The 24,549-nt window shown below is 70.0% G+C and carries 24 protein-coding genes; 20 read left to right on the top strand and 4 right to left on the bottom strand.

Going from position 1 to position 24,549, the window contains the following annotated elements; translation table 11 throughout:
* Nucleotides 1-12 precede the first annotated feature (12 nt).
* The gene (locus HPS36_RS02560) at nt 13-510 is read right to left on the bottom strand and encodes a LabA-like NYN domain-containing protein (RefSeq protein ID WP_137717768.1); all 498 of its coding nucleotides are present in this window, start codon (nt 508-510) and stop codon (nt 13-15) included.
* Between the two features lie 118 nt (nt 511-628).
* Between HPS36_RS02560 and HPS36_RS02555 the strand changes: the two genes are divergently transcribed.
* From HPS36_RS02555 to HPS36_RS02470, 17 genes are all read left to right on the top strand, one after another.
* Nucleotides 629-1,732 (top strand): AI-2E family transporter, encoded by a 1,104-nt coding sequence (locus HPS36_RS02555; protein ID WP_173228392.1) that lies wholly within the window; start codon nt 629-631, stop codon nt 1,730-1,732.
* An 81-nt stretch (nt 1,733-1,813) separates the two neighbouring features.
* Complete coding sequence (locus tag HPS36_RS02550; RefSeq protein WP_173228391.1) at nt 1,814-3,001, top strand: FtsZ/tubulin family protein; 1,188 nt, start codon at nt 1,814-1,816, stop codon at nt 2,999-3,001.
* A 78-nt stretch (nt 3,002-3,079) separates the two neighbouring features.
* The gene (locus HPS36_RS02545) at nt 3,080-3,814 is read left to right on the top strand and encodes a hypothetical protein (RefSeq protein WP_173228390.1); all 735 of its coding nucleotides are present in this window, start codon (nt 3,080-3,082) and stop codon (nt 3,812-3,814) included.
* A 352-nt stretch (nt 3,815-4,166) separates the two neighbouring features.
* The gene (locus tag HPS36_RS02535) at nt 4,167-5,336 is read left to right on the top strand and encodes a 5-(carboxyamino)imidazole ribonucleotide synthase (protein ID WP_173228389.1); all 1,170 of its coding nucleotides are present in this window, start codon (nt 4,167-4,169) and stop codon (nt 5,334-5,336) included.
* A gap of 442 nt (nt 5,337-5,778) precedes the next feature.
* Nucleotides 5,779-6,387 carry a 5-(carboxyamino)imidazole ribonucleotide mutase gene (gene purE / locus HPS36_RS02530; RefSeq protein WP_173228388.1) on the top strand — a complete coding sequence of 203 codons (609 nt, stop codon included), beginning with the start codon at nt 5,779-5,781 and terminating at the stop codon, nt 6,385-6,387.
* Between the two features lie 200 nt (nt 6,388-6,587).
* A complete protein-coding gene (locus HPS36_RS02525) occupies nt 6,588-7,004 on the top strand; it encodes an NADH-quinone oxidoreductase subunit A (RefSeq protein WP_121562442.1) in 417 nt (138 codons plus the stop codon).
* Complete coding sequence (locus HPS36_RS02520) at nt 7,004-7,702, top strand: NADH-quinone oxidoreductase subunit B (protein WP_053771566.1); 699 nt, start codon at nt 7,004-7,006, stop codon at nt 7,700-7,702. Before HPS36_RS02525 ends, HPS36_RS02520 begins: the two co-directional genes overlap by 1 nt.
* Nucleotides 7,699-9,363 carry an NADH-quinone oxidoreductase subunit D gene (locus tag HPS36_RS02515; protein ID WP_173228387.1) on the top strand — a complete coding sequence of 555 codons (1,665 nt, stop codon included), beginning with the start codon at nt 7,699-7,701 and terminating at the stop codon, nt 9,361-9,363. The genes HPS36_RS02520 and HPS36_RS02515 overlap by 4 nt, the downstream gene beginning before the upstream one ends.
* Nucleotides 9,363-10,436 (top strand): complex I subunit 1/NuoH family protein, encoded by a 1,074-nt coding sequence (locus tag HPS36_RS02510; RefSeq protein ID WP_121561872.1) that lies wholly within the window; start codon nt 9,363-9,365, stop codon nt 10,434-10,436. The genes HPS36_RS02515 and HPS36_RS02510 overlap by 1 nt, the downstream gene beginning before the upstream one ends.
* Before the next feature lies 1 nt (nt 10,437).
* Nucleotides 10,438-10,899 carry a NuoI/complex I 23 kDa subunit family protein gene (locus HPS36_RS02505; protein WP_004596401.1) on the top strand — a complete coding sequence of 154 codons (462 nt, stop codon included), beginning with the start codon at nt 10,438-10,440 and terminating at the stop codon, nt 10,897-10,899.
* A gap of 49 nt (nt 10,900-10,948) precedes the next feature.
* Nucleotides 10,949-11,215, top strand: a complete 267-nt coding sequence (locus tag HPS36_RS02500; protein WP_017342604.1) for an NADH-quinone oxidoreductase subunit J — start codon at nt 10,949-10,951, stop codon at nt 11,213-11,215.
* A complete protein-coding gene (locus HPS36_RS02495) occupies nt 11,212-11,571 on the top strand; it encodes a hypothetical protein (RefSeq protein WP_053771563.1) in 360 nt (119 codons plus the stop codon). Before HPS36_RS02500 ends, HPS36_RS02495 begins: the two co-directional genes overlap by 4 nt.
* Nucleotides 11,568-11,888, top strand: a complete 321-nt coding sequence (gene nuoK / locus HPS36_RS02490) for an NADH-quinone oxidoreductase subunit NuoK (RefSeq protein ID WP_053771562.1) — start codon at nt 11,568-11,570, stop codon at nt 11,886-11,888. Before HPS36_RS02495 ends, nuoK begins: the two co-directional genes overlap by 4 nt.
* Nucleotide 11,889: 1 nt before the next feature.
* Nucleotides 11,890-13,923 carry an NADH-quinone oxidoreductase subunit L gene (gene nuoL / locus HPS36_RS02485; protein ID WP_173228386.1) on the top strand — a complete coding sequence of 678 codons (2,034 nt, stop codon included), beginning with the start codon at nt 11,890-11,892 and terminating at the stop codon, nt 13,921-13,923.
* 14 nt (nt 13,924-13,937) lie between these two features.
* Nucleotides 13,938-15,452 carry a complex I subunit 4 family protein gene (locus tag HPS36_RS02480; RefSeq protein ID WP_137717778.1) on the top strand — a complete coding sequence of 505 codons (1,515 nt, stop codon included), beginning with the start codon at nt 13,938-13,940 and terminating at the stop codon, nt 15,450-15,452.
* Nucleotides 15,445-16,947 carry an NADH-quinone oxidoreductase subunit N gene (locus tag HPS36_RS02475; RefSeq protein WP_173228385.1) on the top strand — a complete coding sequence of 501 codons (1,503 nt, stop codon included), beginning with the start codon at nt 15,445-15,447 and terminating at the stop codon, nt 16,945-16,947. The genes HPS36_RS02480 and HPS36_RS02475 overlap by 8 nt, the downstream gene beginning before the upstream one ends.
* A 155-nt stretch (nt 16,948-17,102) precedes the next feature.
* Nucleotides 17,103-17,387, top strand: coding sequence for a hypothetical protein (locus HPS36_RS02470; RefSeq protein WP_173228384.1), 285 nt, complete (start codon nt 17,103-17,105; stop codon nt 17,385-17,387).
* Between the two features lie 13 nt (nt 17,388-17,400).
* Here the strand turns inward: HPS36_RS02470 and HPS36_RS02465 are convergent, their stop codons facing one another.
* Genes HPS36_RS02465 through HPS36_RS02455 form a run of 3 tightly spaced genes read right to left on the bottom strand, consistent with a single transcriptional unit; the run spans nt 17,401 to nt 19,850 of the window.
* Nucleotides 17,401-17,631, bottom strand: coding sequence for an H/ACA ribonucleoprotein complex subunit GAR1 (locus HPS36_RS02465; protein ID WP_137717757.1), 231 nt, complete (start codon nt 17,629-17,631; stop codon nt 17,401-17,403).
* 2 nt (nt 17,632-17,633) lie between these two features.
* A complete protein-coding gene (gene srp19, locus HPS36_RS02460; RefSeq protein WP_173228383.1) occupies nt 17,634-17,912 on the bottom strand; it encodes a signal recognition particle subunit SRP19 in 279 nt (92 codons plus the stop codon).
* A gap of 60 nt (nt 17,913-17,972) precedes the next feature.
* On the bottom strand, nt 17,973-19,850 hold the full coding sequence (locus tag HPS36_RS02455; RefSeq protein ID WP_173228382.1) for a PAS domain-containing sensor histidine kinase: 1,878 nt from the start codon (nt 19,848-19,850) through the stop codon (nt 17,973-17,975).
* Between the two features lie 233 nt (nt 19,851-20,083).
* Here HPS36_RS02455 and alaS point away from each other — a divergent pair, with 233 nt between their 5' ends.
* From alaS to HPS36_RS02440, 3 genes are all read left to right on the top strand, one after another.
* Complete coding sequence (gene alaS / locus HPS36_RS02450; RefSeq protein ID WP_173228381.1) at nt 20,084-22,864, top strand: alanine--tRNA ligase; 2,781 nt, start codon at nt 20,084-20,086, stop codon at nt 22,862-22,864.
* Between the two features lie 20 nt (nt 22,865-22,884).
* The gene (locus HPS36_RS02445; protein WP_173228380.1) at nt 22,885-23,688 is read left to right on the top strand and encodes an alpha/beta fold hydrolase; all 804 of its coding nucleotides are present in this window, start codon (nt 22,885-22,887) and stop codon (nt 23,686-23,688) included.
* A 107-nt stretch (nt 23,689-23,795) separates the two neighbouring features.
* Complete coding sequence (locus tag HPS36_RS02440) at nt 23,796-24,512, top strand: type 1 glutamine amidotransferase (protein WP_173228379.1); 717 nt, start codon at nt 23,796-23,798, stop codon at nt 24,510-24,512.
* Nucleotides 24,513-24,549: the final 37 nt, after the last annotated feature.

The following is a 24,549-nucleotide window of genomic DNA, read 5'->3' as shown; positions in this document are numbered from 1 at the left end:
GTCGTTCGCCGGCTACAGCAGGAACGTCTCCTCCTCCTCCGCGAGGTCGACGAAGTCGTCGGCGGCCTCGATCAGTTCGTCGGCCGCGGAGTTGCCGAACCCCATCGCCTCCACGCGGACGCCCTCGTGGCGGAGGTGCGAGCAGAGCCGGGCGAAGTCGCCGTCGCCGGTGCAGAGGACGACCGTGTCGACGTGGCTCGCCAGCGAGACGGCGTCGAGGCTCATCCCGAGGTCCCAGTCGGCCTTCTTCGAGCCGTCGGCGAACGTCTTGATCTCCTTGATCTTCGTCTCGAAACCGATGTCGCGGAGCGCCTCGAAGAAGCTCTCCTCCTCGGGCGAGTCGGCGCGGATGACGTACGCGATGGCGCGCACGAGCGACCGGTCCGCGACGGCCTCCTCGAGGAGGCCGGAGTAGTCGATGTTCCGCGAGTAGACGCTCTGCGCGGAGTGGTACAGGTTCTGCGAGTCCGCCAACACCGCGACGCGCTGGTCCGGGTGAATGTCGTTCATAGGCTCTCCTTCACCGCCCGCCGTTAGGGGCTTTGGGATCCGCGCGGCCGCGGGTTCCGGGCGCGGGCGAGTCGCGGCGACCACCATGGTTTATGTCAGCCGATGGCGACCGTGGCCCATGGACGAAAAGCGGTTCGTCGTCGCCCTCTTCGGCCTCGCGGTCGCGCTCGTCGCCGGCTACGTGGCCTACCGGTTCGTCGCCCCGCTCACGGTCGCCGTCTTCCTCTACTACTCGACGCGGCGGTTCTACCACCGGCTCGAACGCTTCCGGCTGCCGGCCCGGGTGCGCGCGGTGGTGTCGCTGTCGCTCATCGGCGTGCCGCTCATCGGCCTGGTGAGCTACACCCTGGTGCTGCTGATCTTGGAGGCGCGCCGGTTCATCGAGACGTACCCGGTGGCCGACACCATCGGCGCGGAGAACTCGGTGATCGGCGACCTCGCGGAGCTGTCGAACCCGACGGCCGACGAGCTGCTCGCGGCGTACCGGTCCGGGCAGTTCGACCCCCTCATCGACCTCGTTTCCGAGCAGGCGTCGCTGCTGGCGAGCACCCTCTCGGGGCTCGCCCTGAACCTCCTCATCACCATCGTCGTGACCTACTACCTGCTCATCGACGGGTCCCGGTTCCACAGCTGGCTCCTCTCGTTCGACGACGACGCGGTCGTCCGCGAGTACCTCGAGGCCGCCGACGACGAACTGGAGGCGGTGCTGTACGGGAACCTGCTCAACGTCATCGCGATCGGCATCATCGCCGTCGTCACCTACCTCGGGTACAACGCGGTCGCCCCGGCCGCCGTCGAGATCCCGTACCCCACGCTCGCCGGCGCGCTCACCGGCGTCGCCAGCCTGATCCCCGTGATCGGGATGAAGATCGTCTACGTCCCGATCGCGGCGGCGATGTCGGTCCCGCTCGCGCTCGACGGCGACCTCTCGCTGCTCGTGTACGTCGCGGGGTTCCTCGCGGTCGCGGCCGTGGTCGTCGACACCATCCCCGACATCGTCCTGCGGCCGTACTTCAGCGGCAAGACCACCCACGTCGGGCTGCTGATGCTCGCGTACATCTTCGGCCCGGTCGTGTTCGGCTTCCACGGGCTGTTCCTCGCGCCGATCATCCTCGTGCTGGCGCTGACGTTCGCGGACACCGCGCTGTTGCGCCTGCTCGGGGTGGAGCCGGACCCGGGGCCCGAGATCCCCGCCGGACAGCGTCAGCTCGACGAGTTCTGAGCCGTCGCGGGCGCAGGGCGGTTCGGTAACGGTTCGCGCCGAGCCGAAGTCATATATCCCCGGTCGACGACCGGGCCACGTATGCGACTCCACGTCATCGGACTCGGCGGGGCCGGCGGGCGGGTCGCCGACCGGCTCGCCGCGGCGCACGGCGACGACCCGTTCCTCGGGGGCGTCAACGCCTTCGACACCGACATGGACGCGCTCGGGGCGCTGGACGCGCTCGGCGAGGAGCGCCGGTACCGGTTCGGCGACGCCGCGGGCGGGGACGGGCTCGGCGGCGACCTCCACGCCGGGCGCCGCCTGGGAGACGCGCACGCGAGCGAGCTCGGCCGGGCCATGGACGACCAGCGGCCGTCGCTCGCGGAGGCGTTCCTGCTCGTCGTCGGCCTCGGCGGCGCGGCCGGCGCGGGCGCGGCCCCCGCGCTCGCCGCGGAGCTCTCGCGCCTGTACGACGCCCCCGTCTACGCCTTCGGCCTCCTTCCCACCCGCGCCGAGACCGAGGAACCGGACGACGACGGGCCGCGGAGCGCGTCCGCCGGCGGGGCGAGCGGCGCGGGGCCGGGCGCGGGAGCCGGCGACGGGTCGGCGGCGCCGACGCCGCACCGCCCGCTCGCCGAGCGGAACGCGGCGCGGACGCTCGACGCGCTCTCCGAGGAGTGCGCGGCGGTCTTCCCGTTCGACAACGCGGCGTGGCTCCGTCCGAGCGAGACGATCGGCGGGGCGCGCGACCGGCTCAACGGGGTCGCCGTCGAGCGGATCGCGGCGCTGTTCGGCGCGGGCGAGACGCCGGAGGGCACGGAGACGCCCCAGCAGGTGCTCGACGCGAGCGACGTCGCCCGCGCGGCGGGCGGTGACGGCGAAATCGCGGCGATCGGTCACGCGACGCAGGCAGTCGAGGCGCCCGACTCGGGCTCGAAGTTCGGGCTCGGGCTGTTCGGCTCCTCGGAGCCGACCGAGGTCGACACCAGCGCCGCGGTGTCGGCCATCGAGACGGTGATCCGGAAGGCGACCCGCGGCAAGAACACGATTGAGGTCCCCGACGGGCGCGCCGACCGGACCCTGCTCGTTGTCGGCGGCCCGCCGGCGTGGCTCAACCGCGAGGCGATCGCCGACGGGCGCCGCTGGCTCGCCGAGGAGGCCGGCTCGGACGCGATCCTGAGCGGCGACGCGCCGGTCCCGGAGGGCGACGAGGTGTTCGCCGTCGTGATCCGGTCGGGCATCGACGAGCCGGACCGGGTCCGCGAGATCCGCGAGACGATCGAGTGACTGCGCCGCCGCGGACCGGCCGCCGACGCCCGGCGGGCGACCCGAATCGATTAACCCGGTGGCGCGCCCAGTGATCTCGTGACGACGCAGGCAGATCTCGGGATCGACCTCGACGTGCGCGACGCCGCGGCCGTCGCGGAGCGGCGCGACGAGCTCGTCGCCGCCGTGCGCGACCACGCGGGGGCGATCGCCTATCAGCTCGCGCGGCTCCAGGGCGGCGACTACGGCCGTGAGACGCTGTCGACGCCCGGCGGCGAGTGGACGGTGAAACACGAGGCGGGCGAGCTGGAGTTCCTCCTGTTCTCGCCGAAGTCGGGGTCGGACACGTACGTCATCTCGACGAAGCAGCCGCCCGACCCCGCCGACCTCGCGGTCGCGCTCGACGACTACGCGGCGTTCGTGGCGGCGTGGAACGACCACGTCGACTCGCTGTCCGGCGTCCTCGACGGCGTGAGCGCCGAGTTCCCGGAGCCGGCGACAACCGACGGCGTGGTGGCGGAGCGCGACCGCGTCCTCGACGCGATCCGCGAGACCTGCGCGGTCATCGCGGGGGAGATCCACCGGTACGAGGGCGACGACTACGGGACCTTCACGGCGCGCGTGGAGGGCGACCGCTGGGAGCTGAAGTACGACGAGGGGAGCGTCTCGTACCTCCGGATCGGCGGGTCGGGCGGCCTCTACCTCCTCTCGCAGTACGGCGCGCCCTCCGCGGCCGACGTCCGGGAGTACGCGGACGGGTTCCGCGGCTTCGTCGCGGCGTACAACGAGTTCGTCGACGGTCTCGAGAGCGACCTCGAACGGATTTCCGTCTGACGCTCCGTCCCGGCCGACCGGCCGGCCTCTTCACGCTCACCGGTCGGCCCCTTCACACTCACCGGTCGGTCCCGTCCGCGGCGCTCAGGAGGTCGCCGAGCCGGACGGGGTACCGGCGCGAGACGACCACCGCGTACACGGCGGCGGAGACTCCGACGCTCACCGCGACGGCGACCCCGAACCCGACCGGAGAGAGGGCGGCGAGTCCCGGTGCGTTCAGGGCCCACCCGACGCCGACGAGGCCCGCGGCGGCGGCGAGCGCGCCCGCGACTGACCGACTGATCCGTGTTCGTGTCTATCTGCTTCGCATTTTGGCAATACTTATTCATCTCTGTTCAGTACCGACTCGCACATGTCGATCACCCTTCCGGGGCCGACGCTCGGCGTCGTCGGCGGCGGACAGCTGGGCCGGATGCTGGGCGAAGCCGCGGCGCCGCTCGGCGTCGACCTCGTCGTGTTGGACCCGACGCCGGACTGCCCGGCGGCGCCGGTCGCGACCGACCAGGTCGTCGGCGACTTCGACGACCTGGACGCGATAGACGAGCTCGCCGCTCGCGTCGACGCCTTGACCTTCGAGATCGAGCTCGCGGACCCGGCCGTCCTCGCGGCCGCGAGCGAGGACCACGGCGTGCCGGTCCATCCCGACCCTGCCACCTTGGAGACGATTCAGGACAAGCTGGTCCAGAAGGAGGCGCTCGCGGACGCCGGGATCCCCGTCCCCGAGTTCGTCGCGGTCGCGACCGCCGAGGGGCTCGAACGCGTCGTTGAGGAGTTCGGCGGCGTCATGCTGAAGGCCCGCGAGGGGGGCTACGACGGCCGCGGGAACGTCCCGGTCGAGACGCCCGACGGGGCCGCGGACGCGCTCGACCAGGTCGGCGGCGCCGCGATGGCCGAGGAGTTCCTCGACTTCGAGCGCGAGGTCGCCGTGATGGGCCTGAAAGGCGCGGACGCCGAGACGCGGACCTACCCCGTCACGGAGACGATCCACCGGGAAGAGATCCTCCGCGAGAGCGTCAGCCCGGCCCGGGCCGACGACGCGGTCGTCGCCGAGGCGGAGTCCGTCGCCCGCGACGTGCTGGAGGTCCTCGACGGCCGGGGCGTCTACGGGATCGAGCTGTTCGAGACCCGCGAGGGGGAGGTGCTGGTCAACGAGATCGCGCCGCGCCCGCACAACTCCGGCCACTGGACGATCGAGGGCGCCCGCACCTCGCAGTTCGAGAACCACGTCCGCGCCGTCCTCGGCTGGCCGCTCGGCCCGACCGACCTCGTCGCGCCCGCGGTCACGGCGAACGTGCTCGGCGATGTGGACAAACGGGAGGCGGCCACGCTGCGGAACGTCGAGACGGTCCTCGGCGCGCCCGACGCCGACCTCCACTGGTACGGCAAGGACGACGTGTACCCGCTCCGGAAGATGGGCCACCTGACGGTGACGGACCGGGGCGCGACCGACGAAGTCGACCCCGACGCGCTGCTCTCGCGGGCGCGAGAACTCCGCGACGGGCTGACGTTCCGAGACGCGTAGATCTCGGGGGTAACGGCGACGACTGTTCATGAACGAACTGCGGTGGCGCGTGCCTGCGAGCGGCCGCCCTCGGCGGTCGCGAGTCCGCACGCGCGAGGGAGTCGGTGGCGGCGCCAGCCGCCAGCGACGAGGCTGGGGAGGCGTGTGGTGCGGTCGCGGTGTGGTCGGGTGGGACTCAAAGGGGCAGTCGCGAGGGCGAAGCACGACGACGCAAGGACCGGAACGAGGGAGCGATAGCGACCGAGTGAGGACCGCAGCAAGGCGCGCGAGCCCTCGCGACTGGGGCTTTGGAGGTATTCGCTCCCGATCCGCCGTCAGCCATCTATCAGTAAGTGGCCGGGGCTTCGGCGGCGTCGACCGCAACGATAACCAGGGCTACCCACTGATCCACGTAGTCGCCGCATCCGGGAGTTCCTTGTAGCCCTCCGCCGAACCGCCGTGTATGACCACGGTGGACGACCTGATCGACCGGCTCGAAGCGGAGGCGGCGGCCGACGCGGACCCGGCGACCACCCCGGACGTGGGGATCGTCATGGGCTCGGACTCGGACCTCCCCGTCATGGAGGACGCCTACGAGGCGCTCGACGACCTCGGCTTCGCGGAGCAGACCGACTTCGACGAGGCGCCGGACGCCCGGTTCACCTACGAGAGCTACGTCGTCTCCGCGCACCGCACCCCGGAGCTGATGTACGCGTACGGGGAGACGGCGACCGACCGCGGCCTCGACGTGATCATCGCCGGGGCCGGGGGGAAGTCCGCGGACCTCCCGAACATGACCGCCTCGATCGCCTACCCGGTGCCCGTCATCGGCGTGCCGGTCCAGGAGAAGTCGGTCGACTCCGTCATCGGGATGCCGACCGGCGCGCCGATCGTCGCCGTCGACGCCGGGAAGTCGTACAACGCCGCGCTGTCGGCCGCTCAGGTGCTCGCGCGCGAACACGACGAGGTCGAGGAGCGACTGGTCGAGCTCCACGACGAGCAGAAGGGAGGCGTCGCGGACGTCTCCGCGGCCCTCCACGACCTCGGACTCGACGGGTTCCGCGAGCGGTAGCGGGACGGCGTCGCGTCCGGCCGTCCTGTTCCCGACGCGCCACCCCTTTTCGCCCCGCGACGAACCCGTTCGGCGGCTCTCGGTGACATTTCCGGCGCTTCGACCGCGAACGGCCGGCACCGGCCCGCACGCACGCGGACGCACAAGACTCAACGCTTATGAGGGGGCGGTCCAAACGCCAGCACGTTACGGAGACCTATATGAGCGATTGGATAGCGATTGGCGCCTTGGCGGCCGTCGGCCTGCTCATTCCGATAGGGATGATGACAGTGTCGGCGCTGCTCCGTCCGAGCGTGCCTGAGACCGGTAAAAGTACCACCTACGAGTCCGGCGAGACCCCGACGGGCGGGACGCGGATCCGGTTCAACATCCAGTACTACATGGTCGCGTTGTTGTTCGTCGTGTTCGACATCGAGACCGTGTTGCTGTTCCCGTGGGCGGTCATCTACCGTCCGGCCGTCCAGGCCGGCGTGCCGATGGCCGACCTGCTGTGGCCGATGTTGGCGTTCGTCGGAATCTTGGCCGTCGGACTCGTCTGGGCGTGGCGGTCGGGGGCGATCAGCTGGGCCCGCAGCCCCCGCGCGACCAGCAGAAAGACGACGGAGGACCTCAACTAATGAGCAGCGATCAACCGTTTATCACCGACGATTCGCAAGTCGTAACCGAGACCCGAGACGCCCGGATGACCGGGCAGGGAGACCGGTTCAACTCCCGCCTGCGTGAGGCGTTCGGCTCCTCGCCGTTCATCCTCACCAAGTTCGACAAGTTCCTGAACTGGTGTCGGGGATCCTCGATGTTTATGCTGCAGTTCGGCATCGCCTGCTGTAGCATCGAGATGATGCACACCTACGCGGTGAAACACGACCTCGACCGCTTCGGGTCGGGCGTCCCCCGCGCCTCGCCGCGCCAGGCCGACGTGATGATCGTCCCCGGGACGATCGTCTCCAAGTTCGCCCCGCGGATGAAGCGCGTCTACGACCAGATGCCCGAGCCGAAGTTCGTCGTCGGCATGGGCTCGTGTACCATCTCCGGCGGCCCGTTCCAGGAGGGGTACAACGTGATCAAAGGCGCCGAGGAGGTCATCCCGATCGACATCCACGTCCCCGGCTGCCCGCCCCGTCCCGAGGCGCTCGTCTACGGCGTCGTGAAGCTGCAGGAGCGCGTCGCCAACGGCGAGGCCGCGCCCGTCACGGTCAAGCCGTACGAGCTGGAGGAGTTCTCGGACCTCGAACGCGACGAACTCGTCGACAAGCTGGCCGACCAGATCGACGACGACGAGCTCGTCATGCGGTACAACTTCGCTGATTCGCCATGAGCCTCGAACGACCAGACGCAGTCGACGACGGCGCCGTCGAGCAGACGCCCGACGAGCTGGAGGCCCTGCTCGGCGACCTCGTCGTCGACCGCGACGACCACCTGAACGCGCCCGGCTTCGTCATCCGCCCGGACACCGTCCAAGAGACGCTCCGGACCCTGAAACAGCAGGCCGGGTACGACCACCTCTCCGTCGTCTCCGCACAGGAGTACGAGAACCGTTACGAGTCGATCTACCACCTGAAGAAGTACGACGACCCGACCCAGGAGGTGAGCGTCGTCGTTCCCGCGGACAAGGATAATCCCGTCTCCGAGTCCGCAGAGCCCGTCTTCCGCACGGCCGACTGGCACGAGCGGGAGGCGTACGACCTGATCGGGATCGAGTACGACGACCACCCCGACCTGCGTCGGATCCTGCTGCCGGAGACCTGGCAGGGCCACCCCCTGTCGATGGACTACGACAAGGACCGGCCGCAGATCGCAACGCTCCCGGAGCACGCGAACCCGCTCGAGGACCACCACAAGGACGCCGAGTCCGACACGATGTTCCTCAACATCGGGCCGCACCACCCGGCGACCCACGGGGTCCTCCACCTGAAGACGGTCCTCGACGGCGAGCAGGTCGCCGACGTCGAGCCCGACATCGGCTACCTCCACCGCAGCGAGGAGCAGATGGCGCAGTCCGGGACGTACCGCCACCAGATCATGCCGTACCCGGACCGCTGGGACTACATCTCGGCGGGGCTGCTCAACGAGTGGGCGTACGCCCGCGCGGCCGAGGACCTCGCGGACATCGAGGTGCCCGAGTACGCGCAGGTCATCCGGACGATGGGCGCTGAGATGTGCCGGATCGCGGCGCACATGCTCGCGCTCGCCACGTTCGCGCTCGACATCAACGGCGACTTCACGGCGACGTTCATGTACGCCATCAACGACCGCGAGCGCGTCCAGAACCTCTTGGAGGACCTGACGGGCCAGCGGCTGATGTTCAACTACTTCCGCCTCGGCGGGGTCGTCTGGGACCTGCCCGAGCCCCGCGAGGAGTTCTTCTCGAAGACCCGCGACTTCCTCGATCAGCTGCCGGAGTCGATCGAGGAGTACCACAACCTGATCACCTCGAACGAGGTGTTCCAGATGCGGACCATCGACACCGGCATCCTGCCGCCGGAGGTCGCGAAGAACTACGGCGCGACCGGCCCCGTCGCCCGCGGGTCGGGCGTCGACTACGACCTGCGCCGCGACGACCCGTACGGCTACTACGACGAGCTCGACTGGGACGTGGTGACCGAGGACGGCTGCGACAACTTCAGCCGCCTGCTCGTCCGGATGCGCGAGGTCGAGGAGTCCGCGAAGATCATCGAGCAGTGCGTCGACCTGCTCGAGGACTGGCCGGAGGACGAGCGGACGATCCAGGCGAACGTGCCGCGCACGCTGCGCCCGGACGACGACACGGAGATCTACCGCGCCGTCGAGGGCGCCAAGGGCGAGCTCGGCATCTACATCCGGTCGGACGGGACGGACAAGCCCGCCCGGTTCAAGATCCGGTCGCCGTGCTTCTCGAACCTCCAGACGCTGCCGGAGATGGCGAACGGGGAGTACATCCCCGACGTGATCGCCGCGCTCGGTAGCCTCGACGTCGTTCTCGGGGAGGTGGACCGCTGATGGGCACGGCGCCCGCGCAGCTGTTCCCCGAGTTCATCACCGACACGCTCGGTCTCGACAGCGTGATCGGCGACGTCGCGGCCTCGCTCGTCGCCGCGTTCGTCGTCGGGAACATCATCCTCGCGTTCACGGGCGTCGCGGGCCCGTGGGCGAAACGGAAGATCACGGCCGCGTTCACCGACCGGATCGCGGTCGACCGGATCGGTCCCTACGGGCTGCTCATCATCCCGGCGGCCGCGGTCCAGCTCCTCGCGAAGGAGCTCATCATCCCCGAGGGCGTCGACCGCCCCTCGTGGGACATCGCGCCGATCCTCCTGCCGGCGTCGGCGCTCCTCGGCTTCTCCGTCATCCCGATGGGGCAGCTCGGCCCGATCAACCTCCACCTCGCGGACCCGGAGGTCGGGTTCGCGCTGGTGTTCGCGTTCGCGTCGATCGCGTCCGTCTCGCTGGTGATGGCCGGCTACGCGTCGAACAACAAGTACTCGCTGCTCGGCGGGCTCCGCGCGGTCGCGCAGAACCTCGCGTACGAGATCCCGCTCATCGTCACGGCGATGTCGGTCGTGATCTTCGCCGGTACGCTCCAGATGAGCGGCGTCGTCGGCGCGCAGACGGAGACGCTCGTGACGATCGCCGGGGTCTCGATCCCGTCGTGGTACGCGTTCGTCAACCCGTTCGCGTTCGTGCTGTTCCTCACCGCGAACATGGCCGAGATCGGCCGGAACCCGTTCGACATCCCCGAGGCGCCGACGGAGATCGTCGCGGGGTACCAGACCGAGTACTCCTCGGCGTACTTCGTCCTGTTCTACCTCGGGGAGTTCGTCCACATCTTCCTGGGCGGCGCGATCCTCGCCGTGACGTTCCTCGGCGGGGCGTCCGGCCCGGGCCCGGAGAGCATCGGCTTCATCTGGTTCGTGGTGAAGATCTGGGGCTTCTTCCTGTTCACGCAGTGGGCCCGCGCGGCGCTGCCGCGCGTCCGTATCGACCAGCTGATCGAGATCGGCTGGAAGGGAATGCTGGTGCTGTCGTTCGCGAACCTGGTGCTCACGGCCGTAATCGTGGGGGTGATCGCCTGATATGATCGGACTCATGAAATCGATGGCGACGACGATGAAACACGCGCTGGACGGGTCGACGTTCACGGTGGAATACCCGGAGGACGCGCCCGAGGTGAGCCCGCGGTTCCGCGGGGTCCACAAGTTCAGCCAGGAGCGGTGTATCTGGTGCCGCCAGTGCGAGAACGTCTGTCCGAACGACACGATCCAGATCGTTCAGGACGACCAGCGCAACGGCGAGCAGTACAACCTCCACATCGGGCAGTGTATCTACTGCCGGCTCTGCGAGGAGGTCTGCCCCGTCGACGCCATCCTGCTGACGCAGAACTTCGAGTTCACGGCGGACACGAAAGACGACTTCGTGTTCAACAAAGAACAGCTCAAGAACGTCCCGTGGTACAAGGGAATCGACCCGCTGGAGTCCCGCAACCCCGATCGCGGCGCGTGGATCGGGGAGGGCGACGGCGAGGTCGACTACCAGTAGCGGGCACGTCTCGAAATCTTCAAAGGGGTTCTCATAGGAGACAAACACAATGGTTTATGCTACCATCGCGTTCGGGCTGTTCGCCGCGGTCACGCTGGCGTTCGCCCTCGGGGTCGTCCTGGCGCGCGACGTGTTCCACGCCGCGCTGCTTCTGGGCGGAGCCCTCACGAGCGTCGCGGTGCACTACGTGATGCTGCGGGCGGAGTTTATCGCCGCCATGCAGATCCTCGTCTACGTGGGCGGGGTCCTCATCCTGGTCACGTTCGCCGTGATGCTCACGCGATCGGATTCAGAAACGGAGGTGAGTAGCGCGTGAGCAGCGACGAGAGCCGCGGCTCCCGGATCGCGCCCGCGATCGCCGTGGGCGGACTGTTCGCGGTGTTGGCCGCGACCGTCAACGGGGCGACGTTCGGCTTCGAGGAGGTCGGCTTCCCGGCCGACGCCTCGGTCGTCCACAACATCGGGTACGCCCTCTTCAACCTCGCCGAGTACGACCTCGGCGCGGTGCCGTCCGAGGGGTTCCTCGCGGCGTTCCTGATCGCCGCGGTCGCGCTCGACGTGGCGGTCGACGGCGCCGTCTACCTGGCCAAGCGCGAGGAGGACGGCTCGGTCGTCGCTGCGGTCGGGCAGGCGTTCACCGACGGCGGACGCGACGGAGGTGACCGCCGATGACGGCGCTCGCGTCCTCGATCCCGCCGTCGTGGTACCTGCTGTTGGCGTCGGCCATCTTCTGTATCGGCCTGTTCGGCGTGTTGACGCGGCGGAGCGCCCTGTACTTCCTCATGAGCGTCGAGCTCATGATGAACGCGGCCAACATCAACTTCGTCGCGTTCGCGCTGTACTACGGCGACCTCACGGGGCAGGTGTTCGCGCTGTTCGTCATCGCGCTCGCCGCCGCCGAGGTCGCGATCGGTATCGGCATCATACTCGTGTTATACCGCAACTTCGGCACGACCGACGTGACTGTTCCCGCGGAGATGAGGTGGTAAGATGGTGAACGCATTCGCATACGTTCCGGCGATCGTACTCCTCCCGTTCTTCTCGTTCCTGGTCGCGCTCGGCGCGGGCAGGTACCTCCCGAAGGGCGGCGCCTTCGGCGGCATCGCGGCGACGGCCGGCTCGTTCCTGCTGTCGATCTGGGTCGCCGCGACCGTCGCGGGCGGACGGGCATACAACGAGACGCTGTACCACTGGGCGAGCGAGGGCGGCGCGGGCATCGGCCCGACGGACATCGAACTCACGTTCGGCGTCCTGATCGACCCGCTGTCGGCGCTCATGCTGGTCATCGTGACCCTCGTGGCGCTGCTCGTCCACGTGTTCTCGCTCGGTTACATGAACGACGAGGGCGAGACCGGGCTGCCGCGCTACTACGCCGGGCTCGGCCTCTTCACGGCGTCGATGCTCGGCTTCGTCGTCGCCGACAACCTGCTGATGGCGTTCATGTTCTTCGAGCTGGTCGGGCTCTGCTCGTACCTGCTCATCGGCTTCCACTTCCGGGAGCCCGGCCCGCCGTCGGCCGCGAAGAAGGCGTTCCTCGTCACCCGCTTCGGTGACTACTTCTTCCTCGTCGGCGTCGTCGCGGTGTTCGCCACCTTCGGCACGGCGCAGTTCGCCGGTCCCGAGTCGTTCCCGGCGCTGGCCGAGGCCGGTGAGGTCGTGTGGACCCCCGGCGGAGTCGGGGTCCAGACGTGGTTCACGGTCGTCGGCCTGCTCGTGCTCGGCGGCGTCGTCGGGAAGTCGGCGCAGTTCCCGCTCCACACGTGGCTCCCCGACGCGATGGAGGGCCCGACGCCCGTCTCCGCGCTCATCCACGCCGCGACGATGGTCGCGGCCGGCGTCTACCTCGTCGCGCGGATGTACGGGTTCTACGTGCTGACGCCGACGACGATGGCGGTCATCGCCTTCGTCGGCGGCTTCACGGCCCTGTTCGCGGCGACGATGGGGCTCGTGAAAGACGAGCTGAAGCAGGTGCTCGCGTACTCGACCATCTCGCAGTACGGCTACATGATGCTCGCGCTCGGCGCGGGCGGGTACGTGGCCGCCGTCTTCCACCTGACCACCCACGCCTTCTTCAAGGCGCTGCTGTTCCTCGGCGCCGGGTCGGTCATCATCGCGATGCACCACAACGAGGACATGTGGGACATGGGCGGGCTGAAGTCGAAGCTCCCCGTCACCTACTACACGTTCCTCGCCGGCTCGCTGGCGCTGGCGGGCATCTTCCCGTTCGCCGGCTTCTGGTCGAAAGACGAGATCCTCTACGAGGCGCTCGTCCACGGGCTCAACGACCCGCTGCTGCTCGGCGGCTACCTGATGGGACTGCTCGCGGTGCCGGTCACCGCGTTCTACACCTTCCGGATGGTGTTCCTGACGTTCCACGGCGAGCCCCGCAGCGACACCGCCCGCGACCCCGAGTCCGTCCGGTGGAACGTGAAGGGGCCGCTGACGGTCCTCGGCTCGCTCGCGGTCGTCACCGGCTTCATCAACATGGTCCCCGTGAAGAAGGTGCTCGGAATCAAGGGGATCGACGTGCTTCACCGCTGGCTCGACAACGAGTGGGGCGGCATCGAGGGGCTCTCCTCGCACCACTACGCCGACATCGGTCCGTACAGCAGCGCGTACCTCGTCGGCGGTGAGGCCGGAACCGTTCTCGTCGGCGCGGCCGTCTCGCTCGGCCTCGCGCTGCTCGGACTCGGACTCGCCTGGCGGCTGTACAACGTGCCGTCGCCGACGGAACACACCGCCAAGCTCGGCGGGATCAAAGACGTGCTGTACAACAACTACTACCTCGACGAACTGCAGGTCTGGCTCGCGTATCGGACGGAAGACGTCGCGGGCGGCGCGAACACCTTCGACCAGGGGATCATCGACGGCGTCGTGAACGGCGTCTCCTCGGTGAGCCTGACCGGCGGCGGCCGGATCCGCAAGCTCCAGTCGGGGGTCGTCTCGCAGTACGCCGCGCTGCTCACCTTCGGACTCGTCGCGCTGTTGCTCGTGCTCGGCGCGACCGGGGGGTGGTTCCTGTGATACTCGAAGCGCTCATGGCGGCCGCGTTCGTCGGCGCGCTGACGGTGTTCCTCGCGCCCGACGAGTGGGCCGGCAGGCTGGCGTTCGCGATCAGCCTCATCCCGTTCGTCGGCAGCCTCTACCTCTGGTCCGGCTTCGAGGCCGGCGGCAACGCGCTGCTCGGCGGCGAGATCGCGTACGCGACCCAGATAGAGTGGCTCGAAGTCGGCGGCCGCACCGTCTCGTGGTTCGTCGGGCTCGACGGGATCAGCCTCCCGCTGTTCGTGCTCACGACGTTCCTGGTGCCGCTGGCGATCCTCAGCGCGTGGACGCCCGTCGACACGCGACAGAGCCAGTTCTACGGGCTCATGCTGTTCATGGAGGCGAACCTGCTCGGCGTCTTCGCCGCGCTCGACTTCTTCCTGTGGTTCGTCTTCTGGGAGGCCGTGCTGGTCCCGATGTACTTCCTCATCGGTATCTGGGGCGGTCCGCGCCGCAAGTACGCCGCGATCAAGTTCTTCGTCTACACAAACGCGGCGTCGCTGCTGATGTTCATCGGCTTCATGAGCCTCGTGTTCGCGCTCGGCGACTCGGTGTCGTCGTTCGCCCTGCCGGAGATCGCCCAGGCGATCGCCGCGGGCGACCTGAGCGCCTGGTTCGGCATCCCGGCCGACCGCATCGCGATGGTTGCGTTCCTCGCGATGTTCCTCGGGTTCGCCGTGAAGGTCCCGATCGTGCCGTTCCACACGTGGCTGCCGGACGCCCACGTTCAGGCGCCGACCCCCGCGTCGGTGCTGTTAGCGGGCGTCCTCCTGAAGATGGGGACGTACGCGCTGCTCCGGTTCAACTTCACGATGCTCCCCGAGCAGGCGTCGATGCTCGCGGTCCCGATCGCGGCGATAGCCGTCATCAGCGTCATCTACGGCGCGATGCTGGCGCTGGCGCAGAAGGACCTCAAGCGGATCGTCGCCTACTCGTCCGTCTCGTCGATGGGCTATGTCATCCTCGGACTCATCGTCTTCACCGAGTACGGGATCGGCGGGGCGACGTTCCAGATGGTCGCGCACGGCCTCATCTCGGGGCTGATGTTCATGGCGGTCGGCGTCATCTACAACGCGACCCACACCCGGATGGTCGGCGACATGGCCGGCATGGCCGACCGGATGCCGGTCACCGTCGGCATCCTCGTCGCCGGCGCCTTCGGCTACATGGGGCTCCCGCTGATGGCCGGCTTCGCCGGCGAGTTCTTCATCTTCGTCGGCTCGCTGTCCGCGCCGGCGCTCCCGTACGCTCCGGTGTTCACGGCGCTCGCGATGTTCGGTATCGTCATCGTCGCCGGCTACCTGCTGTCGGCGATGCAGAGCACGCTGTTCGGTCCCTTCGAACTGGAGACCGACTACGACGTCGGGCCCGCGGCGTTCCACGACGTCGCCCCGCTCGCGGTGCTCCTGGTGGCGATCATCGTGCTGGGCGTCGCGCCCGACATCTTCTTCGAGATGATCCGTGACGCTGCCCTGCCGGTCGTCGAGGGGGTGACCATCGATGGTTAACGGACTGCCCGCCGTGACGGCGCTGCTGCCGGCGCTGCTGTTGGCCGTTACCGGACTCGCGCTGCTGCTGGTCGACACGATTCGGCCGGACGCGCGCTCGAACACGTCGATGGCGGTCGTCGGCGCGGTCGGATCGCTCGCCGCGCTGGCGGCGACCGTCTGGCTCACCGCCAGCGGCGGCGTGAGCCCCGACGGCGGCGCGGTGCTGCTGTTCGCCGACACGGTGAAGGTGGACACGCTGGCGCTGTTCTTCACCGCCATCTTCGCGTCGGTGACCGCGCTGGTGTTAGTCGCCGCGCACGACTACTTCCACGACCACGCCAACCCGGCGGCGTTCTACTCGCTCGTGACGTTCGCGGCGACCGGGATGGCGCTGCTCGCGGTCGCGAACTCGCTCGCGGTCGTGTTCGTCGCATTAGAGATGGTGTCGCTGCCGTCGTACGTGCTCGTCGCGTACCTCAAGCAGGACCGCGGCAGCGTCGAGGCGGGGATGAAGTACTTCCTCGTCGGGGCGCTCTCGTCGGCGGTCTTCCTGTTCGGCATCTCGCTCGTGTACGCCGCGACCGGGTCGCTCATCCTCGCCGACATCGCGTCGGCGTCGATCGACGGCCTGGCCGGCGTCCTCGGCGTCGGCGTCGTGATGATGATCGGCGGCGTCGCGTTCAAGACCGCGTCCGTCCCGTTCCACTTCTGGGCGCCGGAGGCGTACGAGGGCGCGCCCGCGCCGGTGAGCGCCTTCCTCTCGTCGGCCTCGAAGGCCGCCGGGTTCGTCGTCGCGTTCCGCGTGTTCACCGAGGCGTTCCCGCTGGAGATGGCGGTGTCCGCGAACGTCGACTGGATGCTCTCCTTCGCGGTCCTCGCGGCCGTCACGATGACGCTCGGTAACTTCGCGGCCGCGGTCCAGGAGGAGGTCAAGCGGATGCTCGCGTACTCCTCTATCGGGCACGCCGGGTACGCGCTCATCGGCGTCGCCGCGCTCACGGTCGACGGGCCCGCCAACGGCACGGTCATGGGCGCCGCGATGGCGCACCTGCTCGTCTACGGGTTCATGAACACCGGCGCGTTCCTCTTCGTCGCGATGGCGGAGCGGTGGGGCGTCGGTCGGACCTTCGCGGACTACGCGGGGCTCTGGCGGCGCGCGCCGGTCGCCTCCGTCGCGATGGCCGTGTTCATGTTCTCGCTCGCGGGGCTCCCGCCGTTCGCCGGGTTCTTCTCGAAGTACTTCCTGTTCCAGGCGGCCATCGACAACGGCTTCCTGTGGCTGGCCGGTCTTGGCGCGATCAACAGCGTCGTGTCGCTGTACTACTACAGCCGGGTCGTGAAGGCGCTGTTCCTCGACGACCCCGAGTCGCCGAGCGCGCTCGACGCGATCGACGTGCGGCCGACGGCGCTGTACGCCGCGGTCGTCTTCGCGGCGGTCGCGACGGTGCTGCTCCTACCCGGATTCGGCCCCGTCATCGAGACGGCCGAGGCGGCGGCGTCGGCGCTGTTCTGAGCGCCCGCCGGACTTCCCCGTTTTCGACGTGCCTCACCCTCCTAGCGACGGCGCCGACCGCCTCGGCGGCCGACGGGCCGACGCGGCGGCTTTCGGTCGCCAACCCCCACGCCGGCGCCCACAGATACTCATTCGTTCGGTCCCTCGGTACGCGTGTGTCCCGGACTCGCACCTACCGGTGTCTGAACTGCCTCGACGAGGCCGTCACGCGCTCGTTCGACACCTCGCACCTCTCGATGACCTGTCCGAGCTGCGGGTCGTTCGAGCGGTTCGCGAACGAGGCGGTGATCGAGCAGTTCGAGTCGCTCGAGGCGTCGCCGCCGTCGGAGTTCGACTGGGACCGGCTGGAACGCCGGGAGAAGCTGCTGGTCGCGGAGCGGATCGCTCGCACGGACAAGACGCTCGCTGACTTCGACGTGACCGACGCGACGGAGGCGTAGCGCCGCGCGGGCGCTACCGCGCGTACAGCTTGCCGCCGACGAGGTCGGGGAGCCCGACGCCGTCGCCGGGCGTGACGGCCACGTAGGGGCGATCGACCGGCCCGAACACGTCGACGACCCGGCCGACCGTCGAGAGGGACTCGTCGACGACGCTCGCGCCGATCCGCGGGGGCTCGGCGCCGGCGTCGCCGCGGGCGATCGCGAGCCCGCCGGCGGTGCGGACGACGGTACCGACGCGCCGCACGGTTACTCCCGGAGCACGCCGAGGTACGCGGCGATCGCCTGGACGAGGTCGTTCTTCGCGGTGTCCTCGGTGCCCTGGACCGCCACGTACCCGCGGGCCTCGAACTCCCGGGAGTACGTCGCGTCGCGCTCGACGACCGCGTCGTAGCCGACCTGCTGGACGGCCTTCGCTATCTCGTCGACGGTCGGCGCTTCGACCGCCAGATCCGTCGGGACGCGGCGCCCCTCCGAGCGGGACAGCTCGGCGTCGAAGTAGGCGGGGTAGACGACGTTCTCGACCATACCGTGATCCCCTCGCGCGCGGCGTAAGGTCGTTTCGGACCGCCGCGCGCCCGGCGCCGCTCAGTCGGTGCGGAACTCGAACCGCGCGCCGCCGTCCGCGCCGGTCGTCGCCTCGACGGTCCAGCCGTGCGCCTCGGCGATGCGTTCGCTGATCGCGAGCCCGAGCCCCGTGCCCGACTCGTCGGTCGTGAACCCGCTCTCGAACACCCGGTCGCGGTCCGCCTCCGGGAGCCCGGCGCCGTCGTCCTCGACGTAGAAGCCGCTCGCGGGGCTCCCGTCGTCCCCCTCGAAGGTACCCGCCCCGACCCGGACCGAGAGCGGCTCGTCGGGGGCGTCGCGGCCGTGTTCCACGCTGTTCCGGAAGACGTTCTCGAACAGTTCGCGCAGCCGCGTGCGGTTCGCCTCCAGGGTCGCGTCGGACTCGACCGTCAGCGTCGCGACGTCCGTGTCGACGCCCTCCCAGGCCTCGCGCGCGACCGCGGCCAGCGAGACCGGCTCCGTCTCGCCCACCGACCGCCCCTCCCTGGCCAGCGAGAGGAGGTCCTCGACGAGCTCGTCCATGCGCGCGATGGCGTCCGCGACCCTGTCGAGGTGGTCCACGTCGCCCGTCTCACGGGCGAGGTCGACGTACCCGTCCGCGACCGACAGCGGGTTCCGGAGGTCGTGGGAGACGATGGAGGCGAACTCGTCGAGCCGCTCGTTCTGTCGCCGCAGCGTCTCCTCGCGCTCGCGCCGGTCGGTGACGTCGGTGTAGATGGCGTACCCGGCCGCGTTGGCGGCGTCGAGGTGGATCGGGATGACGTGGAGGATGAAGTGTCGCGGCCCGTCGGCGGTGACCCGCGTGACCTCCCGCCGAACGTTCTCGCCGCGCTGGAGTTGTTCGTTGAGCTCCTCCGCCTCCGCGTCGGCCTCCGGGGGGACGATGTAGTCGTCGATGGACTCGCCGATCACCGTGTCCGGGTCGTATCCGAACGTCGCCTCGAACGCCTCGTTCACCTGTCGGACGACCGGGTCGCCGTCGGTGTAGTCGTAGGCGATGGCGGGGTCCGGCACGTTCGTGAACAGCGCGAGCAGGCGGTCACGCTCGGCCCTGAGCGTCTCGGTGACGTCGATCCGGTCGAGGGTCTCTTCGAGGTGGGAGCCGAGCAGTTCCGCCAGCCGGCGGTCGGCGTCGTCGAACTCGTCGGCGCCGTCGCTCGCGTCGGTCGCGAGCTGGAAGACCACGTCCTCGCCCACGGGGACGGTGAGCAGCGTGTCGAACTGGCTCTCGGGGTTCGGGTTCGGCGCGATGGAGACGTCGCCGGTCTGGACCGCCTGCCCCGCCACGCCGGTCCCGACGCGGACGCGGTTACAGTCCTCGACGGGCGTCCCGCTGGAGGTGACCACGGGCTCGACCCACTCGCCGTCGCGGACCGCGACCACGCTCTGGTACTCCGGGAACACCAGCTCGGCGACGGCGATCGCGGCCCGGTACGCCTTGTCGACCGACCTAACGGCCGCGAGCTCCGTCATCCCGGCGTTGAGCTGTTCGATCCGCGACGGGGTCCGCGTCGGCTCCGTCCGGACGATGGACCGCCGCTCCCGGGCGAGCAGCCACGACACCGTCTCCGAGAGCGACGCCGGCGTCCGCGCGACCGCGTCCACGAGCGGGTCGGTCGCGACCCGGCCGGCCGGATCGTCGACGAAGGCGACGACGGAGCCGACGCGGTCGGCGGACCGGACCCGTTCGAGCCCCGCCTCGTCGGCGACGACCGTCACGTCGGCCCCGGCGATGCGCGAGCCGTCGACGGTGGCCGCATCGGCAGTGTAGGCTTCGACCGCCTCGTCGTCCTCGCCGCCGGGGGCGTCGGCGCCGAGGCGTGCCTCGAGGTCGTCGGCGAGTCCCGAGGCGCCGCCGAGGACGAGAACCGATGCGCGCTCGCCCAGCGCAGAAGTCACAATTGTACGTGATAGGTACCGCCGAGAGTATAAATCTTCTTACCGGTCAGCCGACTCCGGCGTGGCCGCCCGTTTCGGCCCGCAACGCGGCCTTCTCGGCGGTCCGCGAGATCGACCCGCGGCGCTCCGTCCGAGCGCCGTCGATCGAGGCCGGCTCGCGGCGGCGAACGGCGCGTCGCGGTCGACGAGCGACCCCGGAACCCTTTTGGAGCAACACGGGCCACGTTCGTGTAATGAGCGATCTCGAAGCGGAGTACCGTCTCGATTACTTCGAGGAGGAGGGGTTCGAGCGCAAGGAGTGTACCTCCTGTGGCGCGCACTTCTGGACCCGCGACGCGGAGCGAGAACTCTGCGGCGAGCCGCCCTGTGAGGACTACAGCTTCATCGACGACCCCGGCTTCCCGGAGGCCCGGTCGCTGTCGGAGATGCGCGAGGCGTTCCTCTCCTTTTTCGAGGAGCACGGCCACGAGCGGATCGACCCGTACCCCGTCGCCGCCAACCGCTGGCGCGACGACGTCCTCCTGACGCAGGCGTCCATCTACGACTTCCAGCCGCTCGTCACCTCCGGGCAGACGCCGCCGCCGGCGAACCCGCTGACGATCTCGCAGCCGTGTATCCGGATGCAGGACATCGACAACGTCGGCAAGACGGGCCGTCACACGATGGCGTTCGAGATGATGGCCCACCACGCGTTCAACACGCGCGAGGAGGTCGAGGAGGACGAGTACGCCTACCACGGCGAGGTGTACTGGAAAGACGAGACGGTCCGGTACTGCGACGAGCTGTTCGAGAGCCTCGGGGCGAACCTCGAGGAGATCACCTACATCGAGGACCCGTGGGTCGGCGGCGGCAACGCCGGCCCCGCCATCGAGGTCATCTATAAGGGCGCCGAGCTGGCGACGCTCGTCTTCATGTGTATGGAACAGGACCCCGAGGGCGACTACGAGATGAAAGACGGGAACTCGTACTCGTTCATGGACACGTACATCGTCGACACCGGGTACGGGTTAGAGCGGTGGACCTGGATGAGTCAGGGGACCGCGACGGTGTACGAGGCCGTCTACCCCGACGCCATCGAATTCCTGAAGGACAACGCCGGGATCGAACACACCGAGGCGGAACGCGAGATCGTCCACCGCGCCGCGAAGCTCTCCGGCCGCCTCGACATCGACGACGTCGACGACGTGGAGGCGGCCCGCGGCGAGATCGCCGACCGGCTCGACGTCGACGTCGACCGGCTGCGCGAGCTGGTGGAGCCGCTCGAATCGATCTACGCCATCGCCGACCACTCGCGGACGCTCGCGTACATGTTCGGCGACGAGATCGTCCCCTCGAACGTCGGCACGGGCTACCTCGCCCGCATGGTGTTGCGCCGGATGAAGCGGCTCGTCGACGAGGTGGGCGTCGACGCGCCCCTCGACGAGTTGGTCGACATGCAGGCCGACCGGCTCGGCTACGAGAACCGCGACACGATCCGCGAGATCGTCCGCAGCGAGGAGCGCAAGTACGAACGGACCCTGGAGCGCGGCGCCCGGAAGGTCGAGCAGCTCGCCGACGAGTACGCCGGCACCGGCGAGCCGATCCCGACCGAGGAGCTGCTGGAGCTGTACGACTCCCACGGGATCCAGCCCGACATGGTCGCCGACATCGCCGACGAGCGCGGCGCGACCGTCGACGTGCCGGACGACTTCTACGCGCTCGTCGCCGACCGCCACGAGGAGGGCGACGCCGCGGCGGCGGCCGACGAGCGCGACGAGCGGCTCGCCGACCTCCCCGAGACGGAGAAGCTGTTCTACGACGACCAGGGCCGCACCGAGTTCGAGGCGGTCGTCCTCGACGTGCTCGACGCCGAGGAGGGGTACGACGTGGTCCTGGACCAGACGATGTTCTACCCCGAGGGCGGCGGCCAGCCGGCCGACAGGGGGCACCTCACGGTCGGCGAGACGACGGTCGACGTCGACGACGTCCAGGAGGTCGACGGCGTCGTCCTCCACCGCACGGACGCGGACCCCGGGAAAGGCGAGTTCGTCACGGGACAGGTCGACGGCGACCGCCGCGAGCGGCTCCGCGCGCACCACACCGCGACCCACCTCATCGGCCACGCCGCCCGGCAGGTGCTCGGTGACCACGTCCGACAGGCGGGCGCCCAGAAGGGCACGGACTCGGCGCGGCTCGACGTGCGCCACTTCGAGCGCATCACCCGCGAGGACGTGAAGGCGATCGAGCGCGTCGCGAACGAGCTGATCCGGGACGACGTGCCCGTCCGGCAGGAGTGGCCCGACCGTAACGAGGCCGAGGCCGAACACGGCTTCGACCTGTACCAGGGCGGCGTCCCGCCGGGAACGAACGTCCGCCTGATCCACGTCGGCGACGCGGACGTCCAGGCCTGCGCCGGCACCCACGTCGACCGGACCGGCGAGATCGGCGCCGTAAAGGTGCTGAAGACGGAGCCCGTCCAGGACGGCGTCGAGCGGATCGCCTTCGCGGCCGGCGCCGCGGCGGTCGAGGCGACCCAGCGCACCGAGGACGCGCTGTACGACGCGGCAGAGGTGTTAGACGTCGACCCCCTCGACGTGCCCGACACCGCCGAGCGCTTCTTCGAGGAGTGGAAGGCGCGGGGGAAGGAGATCGAGTCGCTCAAAGAGGAGCTGGCGACCGCGCGCGCGTCGGGCGGCGCCGACGCCGAGGAGGTCGAGGTCGCCGGGACGACGGCGGTGATCCAGCGGCTCGACGGCGACGCCGACGAGCTGCGCGCGACCGCGAACGCCCACGTCGACGACGGGAAGGTCGCGGTGATCGGCAGCGGCGCCGACGGCTCCGCGAGCTTCGTCGTCGGCGTCCCGGACGGCGTCGACGTGAACGCCGGACAGGTCGTCTCGGAGCTCGCCGGCCGCGTGGGCGGCGGGGGCGGCGGCCCGCCGGACTTCGCGCAGGGCGGCGGTCCGGACGCGGACGCGCTGGACGACGCGCTCGACGCGGCGCCGGACGTCCTCCGCAACCTCCAGGAGGCCTGACGGCCCGCACGGACACCCATATGCCCCACGCGACCAACGCCGGCGTCGAGATCCGCTACGAGGTCGACGCGCCCGACGCGGGCGACTCCGACGAGGCGGTCGTGTTCTGCGGCGACGTCGGCCTCGGCGCGTGGCAGTTCGGCTGGCAACACGCCGCGCTGGCGGGGCCGCACACGGCGATCACGCCGGAGACGCGCGGCGTCGGCCGGTCGGACGCCCCGCCCGGCCCCTACGGGGTCGAGGCGCTCGCGGCCGACCTCGACGCGGTCTGTGCGGCCGAGGGGATCCGCAACGCCCACCTCGTCGGCTACGGCCTCGGCGGGATGGTCGCGCTGACGGCGGCGCTGGCCTCCTCGCGGCCGGCGAGCCTCGCCCTGATCGGGACGCCGCCCGCGGGCGACGCGTACAACCCCGCCGGCGTCTGGGCCGACCCGAGCGACCCGGCCGCGGTCGAGGGGTCGCTCTCCGGGCTGCTCTCGCCCGACTTCCGGCAGGCGCACCCGGACGCGGTCTCGCGGATCGCGGAGTGGCGCCTCACCGAAGACGCCGACCGCGAGACGTACGCGGCCCACCGCGCCGCGGTCGAGGGGTTCGACCTGACCGACGGGCTCTTCGAGGTGACGACGCCGGCGTTGGTCGTCCACGGCACCGACGACACCGCCTGTCCGGTCACGGCCGGCGAGACGCTCGCCGAGGGGCTCCCGCGCGGGGAGTTCCACTCGATCGAGGGCGCCCGACACCTCGTCGGCGTCGAGGCGTCGGCCGCCGTCAACGACCTGCTCGTCGGGTGGCTCGCCGAGCACGCGGGCGACCCGTTCGCGTAGGGCGGCGGGCGAACGCCGCGGTGCGGGCGGCGCGGGCGCGTCCGCGTCGGCGGCCGGCACGTCCGGCGCCGCAACCGTTTTGTGACTCTCGGCTCTCCGTTCGGTCGATGACTCGCCTCCGGTTCGCCCTGTTGAACGCCGCCCACGACGGCGCGAACACCCGTCGGAACTTCCGCCGCGAGATCGACGCCGACCTCGTCGAGTTCGACGCCGTCGACGGCGACCTCCCCGACCACACCGAGTTCGACGGCGTCGTCGTGACCGGATCGCGCTCGTCGGTCTACTGGGACGAGGCGTGGATCCCCCCGCTCGTCGACTACGTCGCCGAAGCGGCCGACGCCGGCGTCCCGGTCCTCGGCGTCTGCTACGGCCACCAGGTGCTCGCGGAGGCGCTCGGCGGCCGCGTCGCCGGCATGGACGGCTTCGAGATCGGCTACAACGAGATCCGACGGGTGCGCGACGACCCGCTGTTCGAGGGGATCGGCGAGACGTTCACGGCCTTCACGACTCACGGCGACGCGGTGGTCGAACTCCCGCCGTCCGCGACGCTGCTGGCCGAGAACGACCGCGGCGTCCACGCGTTCCGCGACGGCCACTGCTGGGGCGTCCAGTTCCACCCCGAGTACGACGCCGAGACCGCCCGCGACGTGACGGACGGCAAGCGCGACCAGATCGGCGACGCGCGCGTGGACGCCGTCCTGGAATCGATCACGCCCGAGGCGTACGACGCCGCCTGCGAGGCGAAGGCGCTGTTCGAGAACTTCACCGCCTACGCCGAGCGGCTGGCGGCCGAGCGGGCGGACGCCGCCGCCGCTGACGACTGAGCGGGACCGGCGGCCGCGGTCGGTCCCTTTCCGCCGT

The organism is Halorubrum salinarum (assembly GCF_013267195.1).
GTDB classification, from domain to species: domain Archaea; phylum Halobacteriota; class Halobacteria; order Halobacteriales; family Haloferacaceae; genus Halorubrum; species Halorubrum salinarum.
This window is presented reverse-complemented; position numbering and strand designations above follow the sequence as displayed.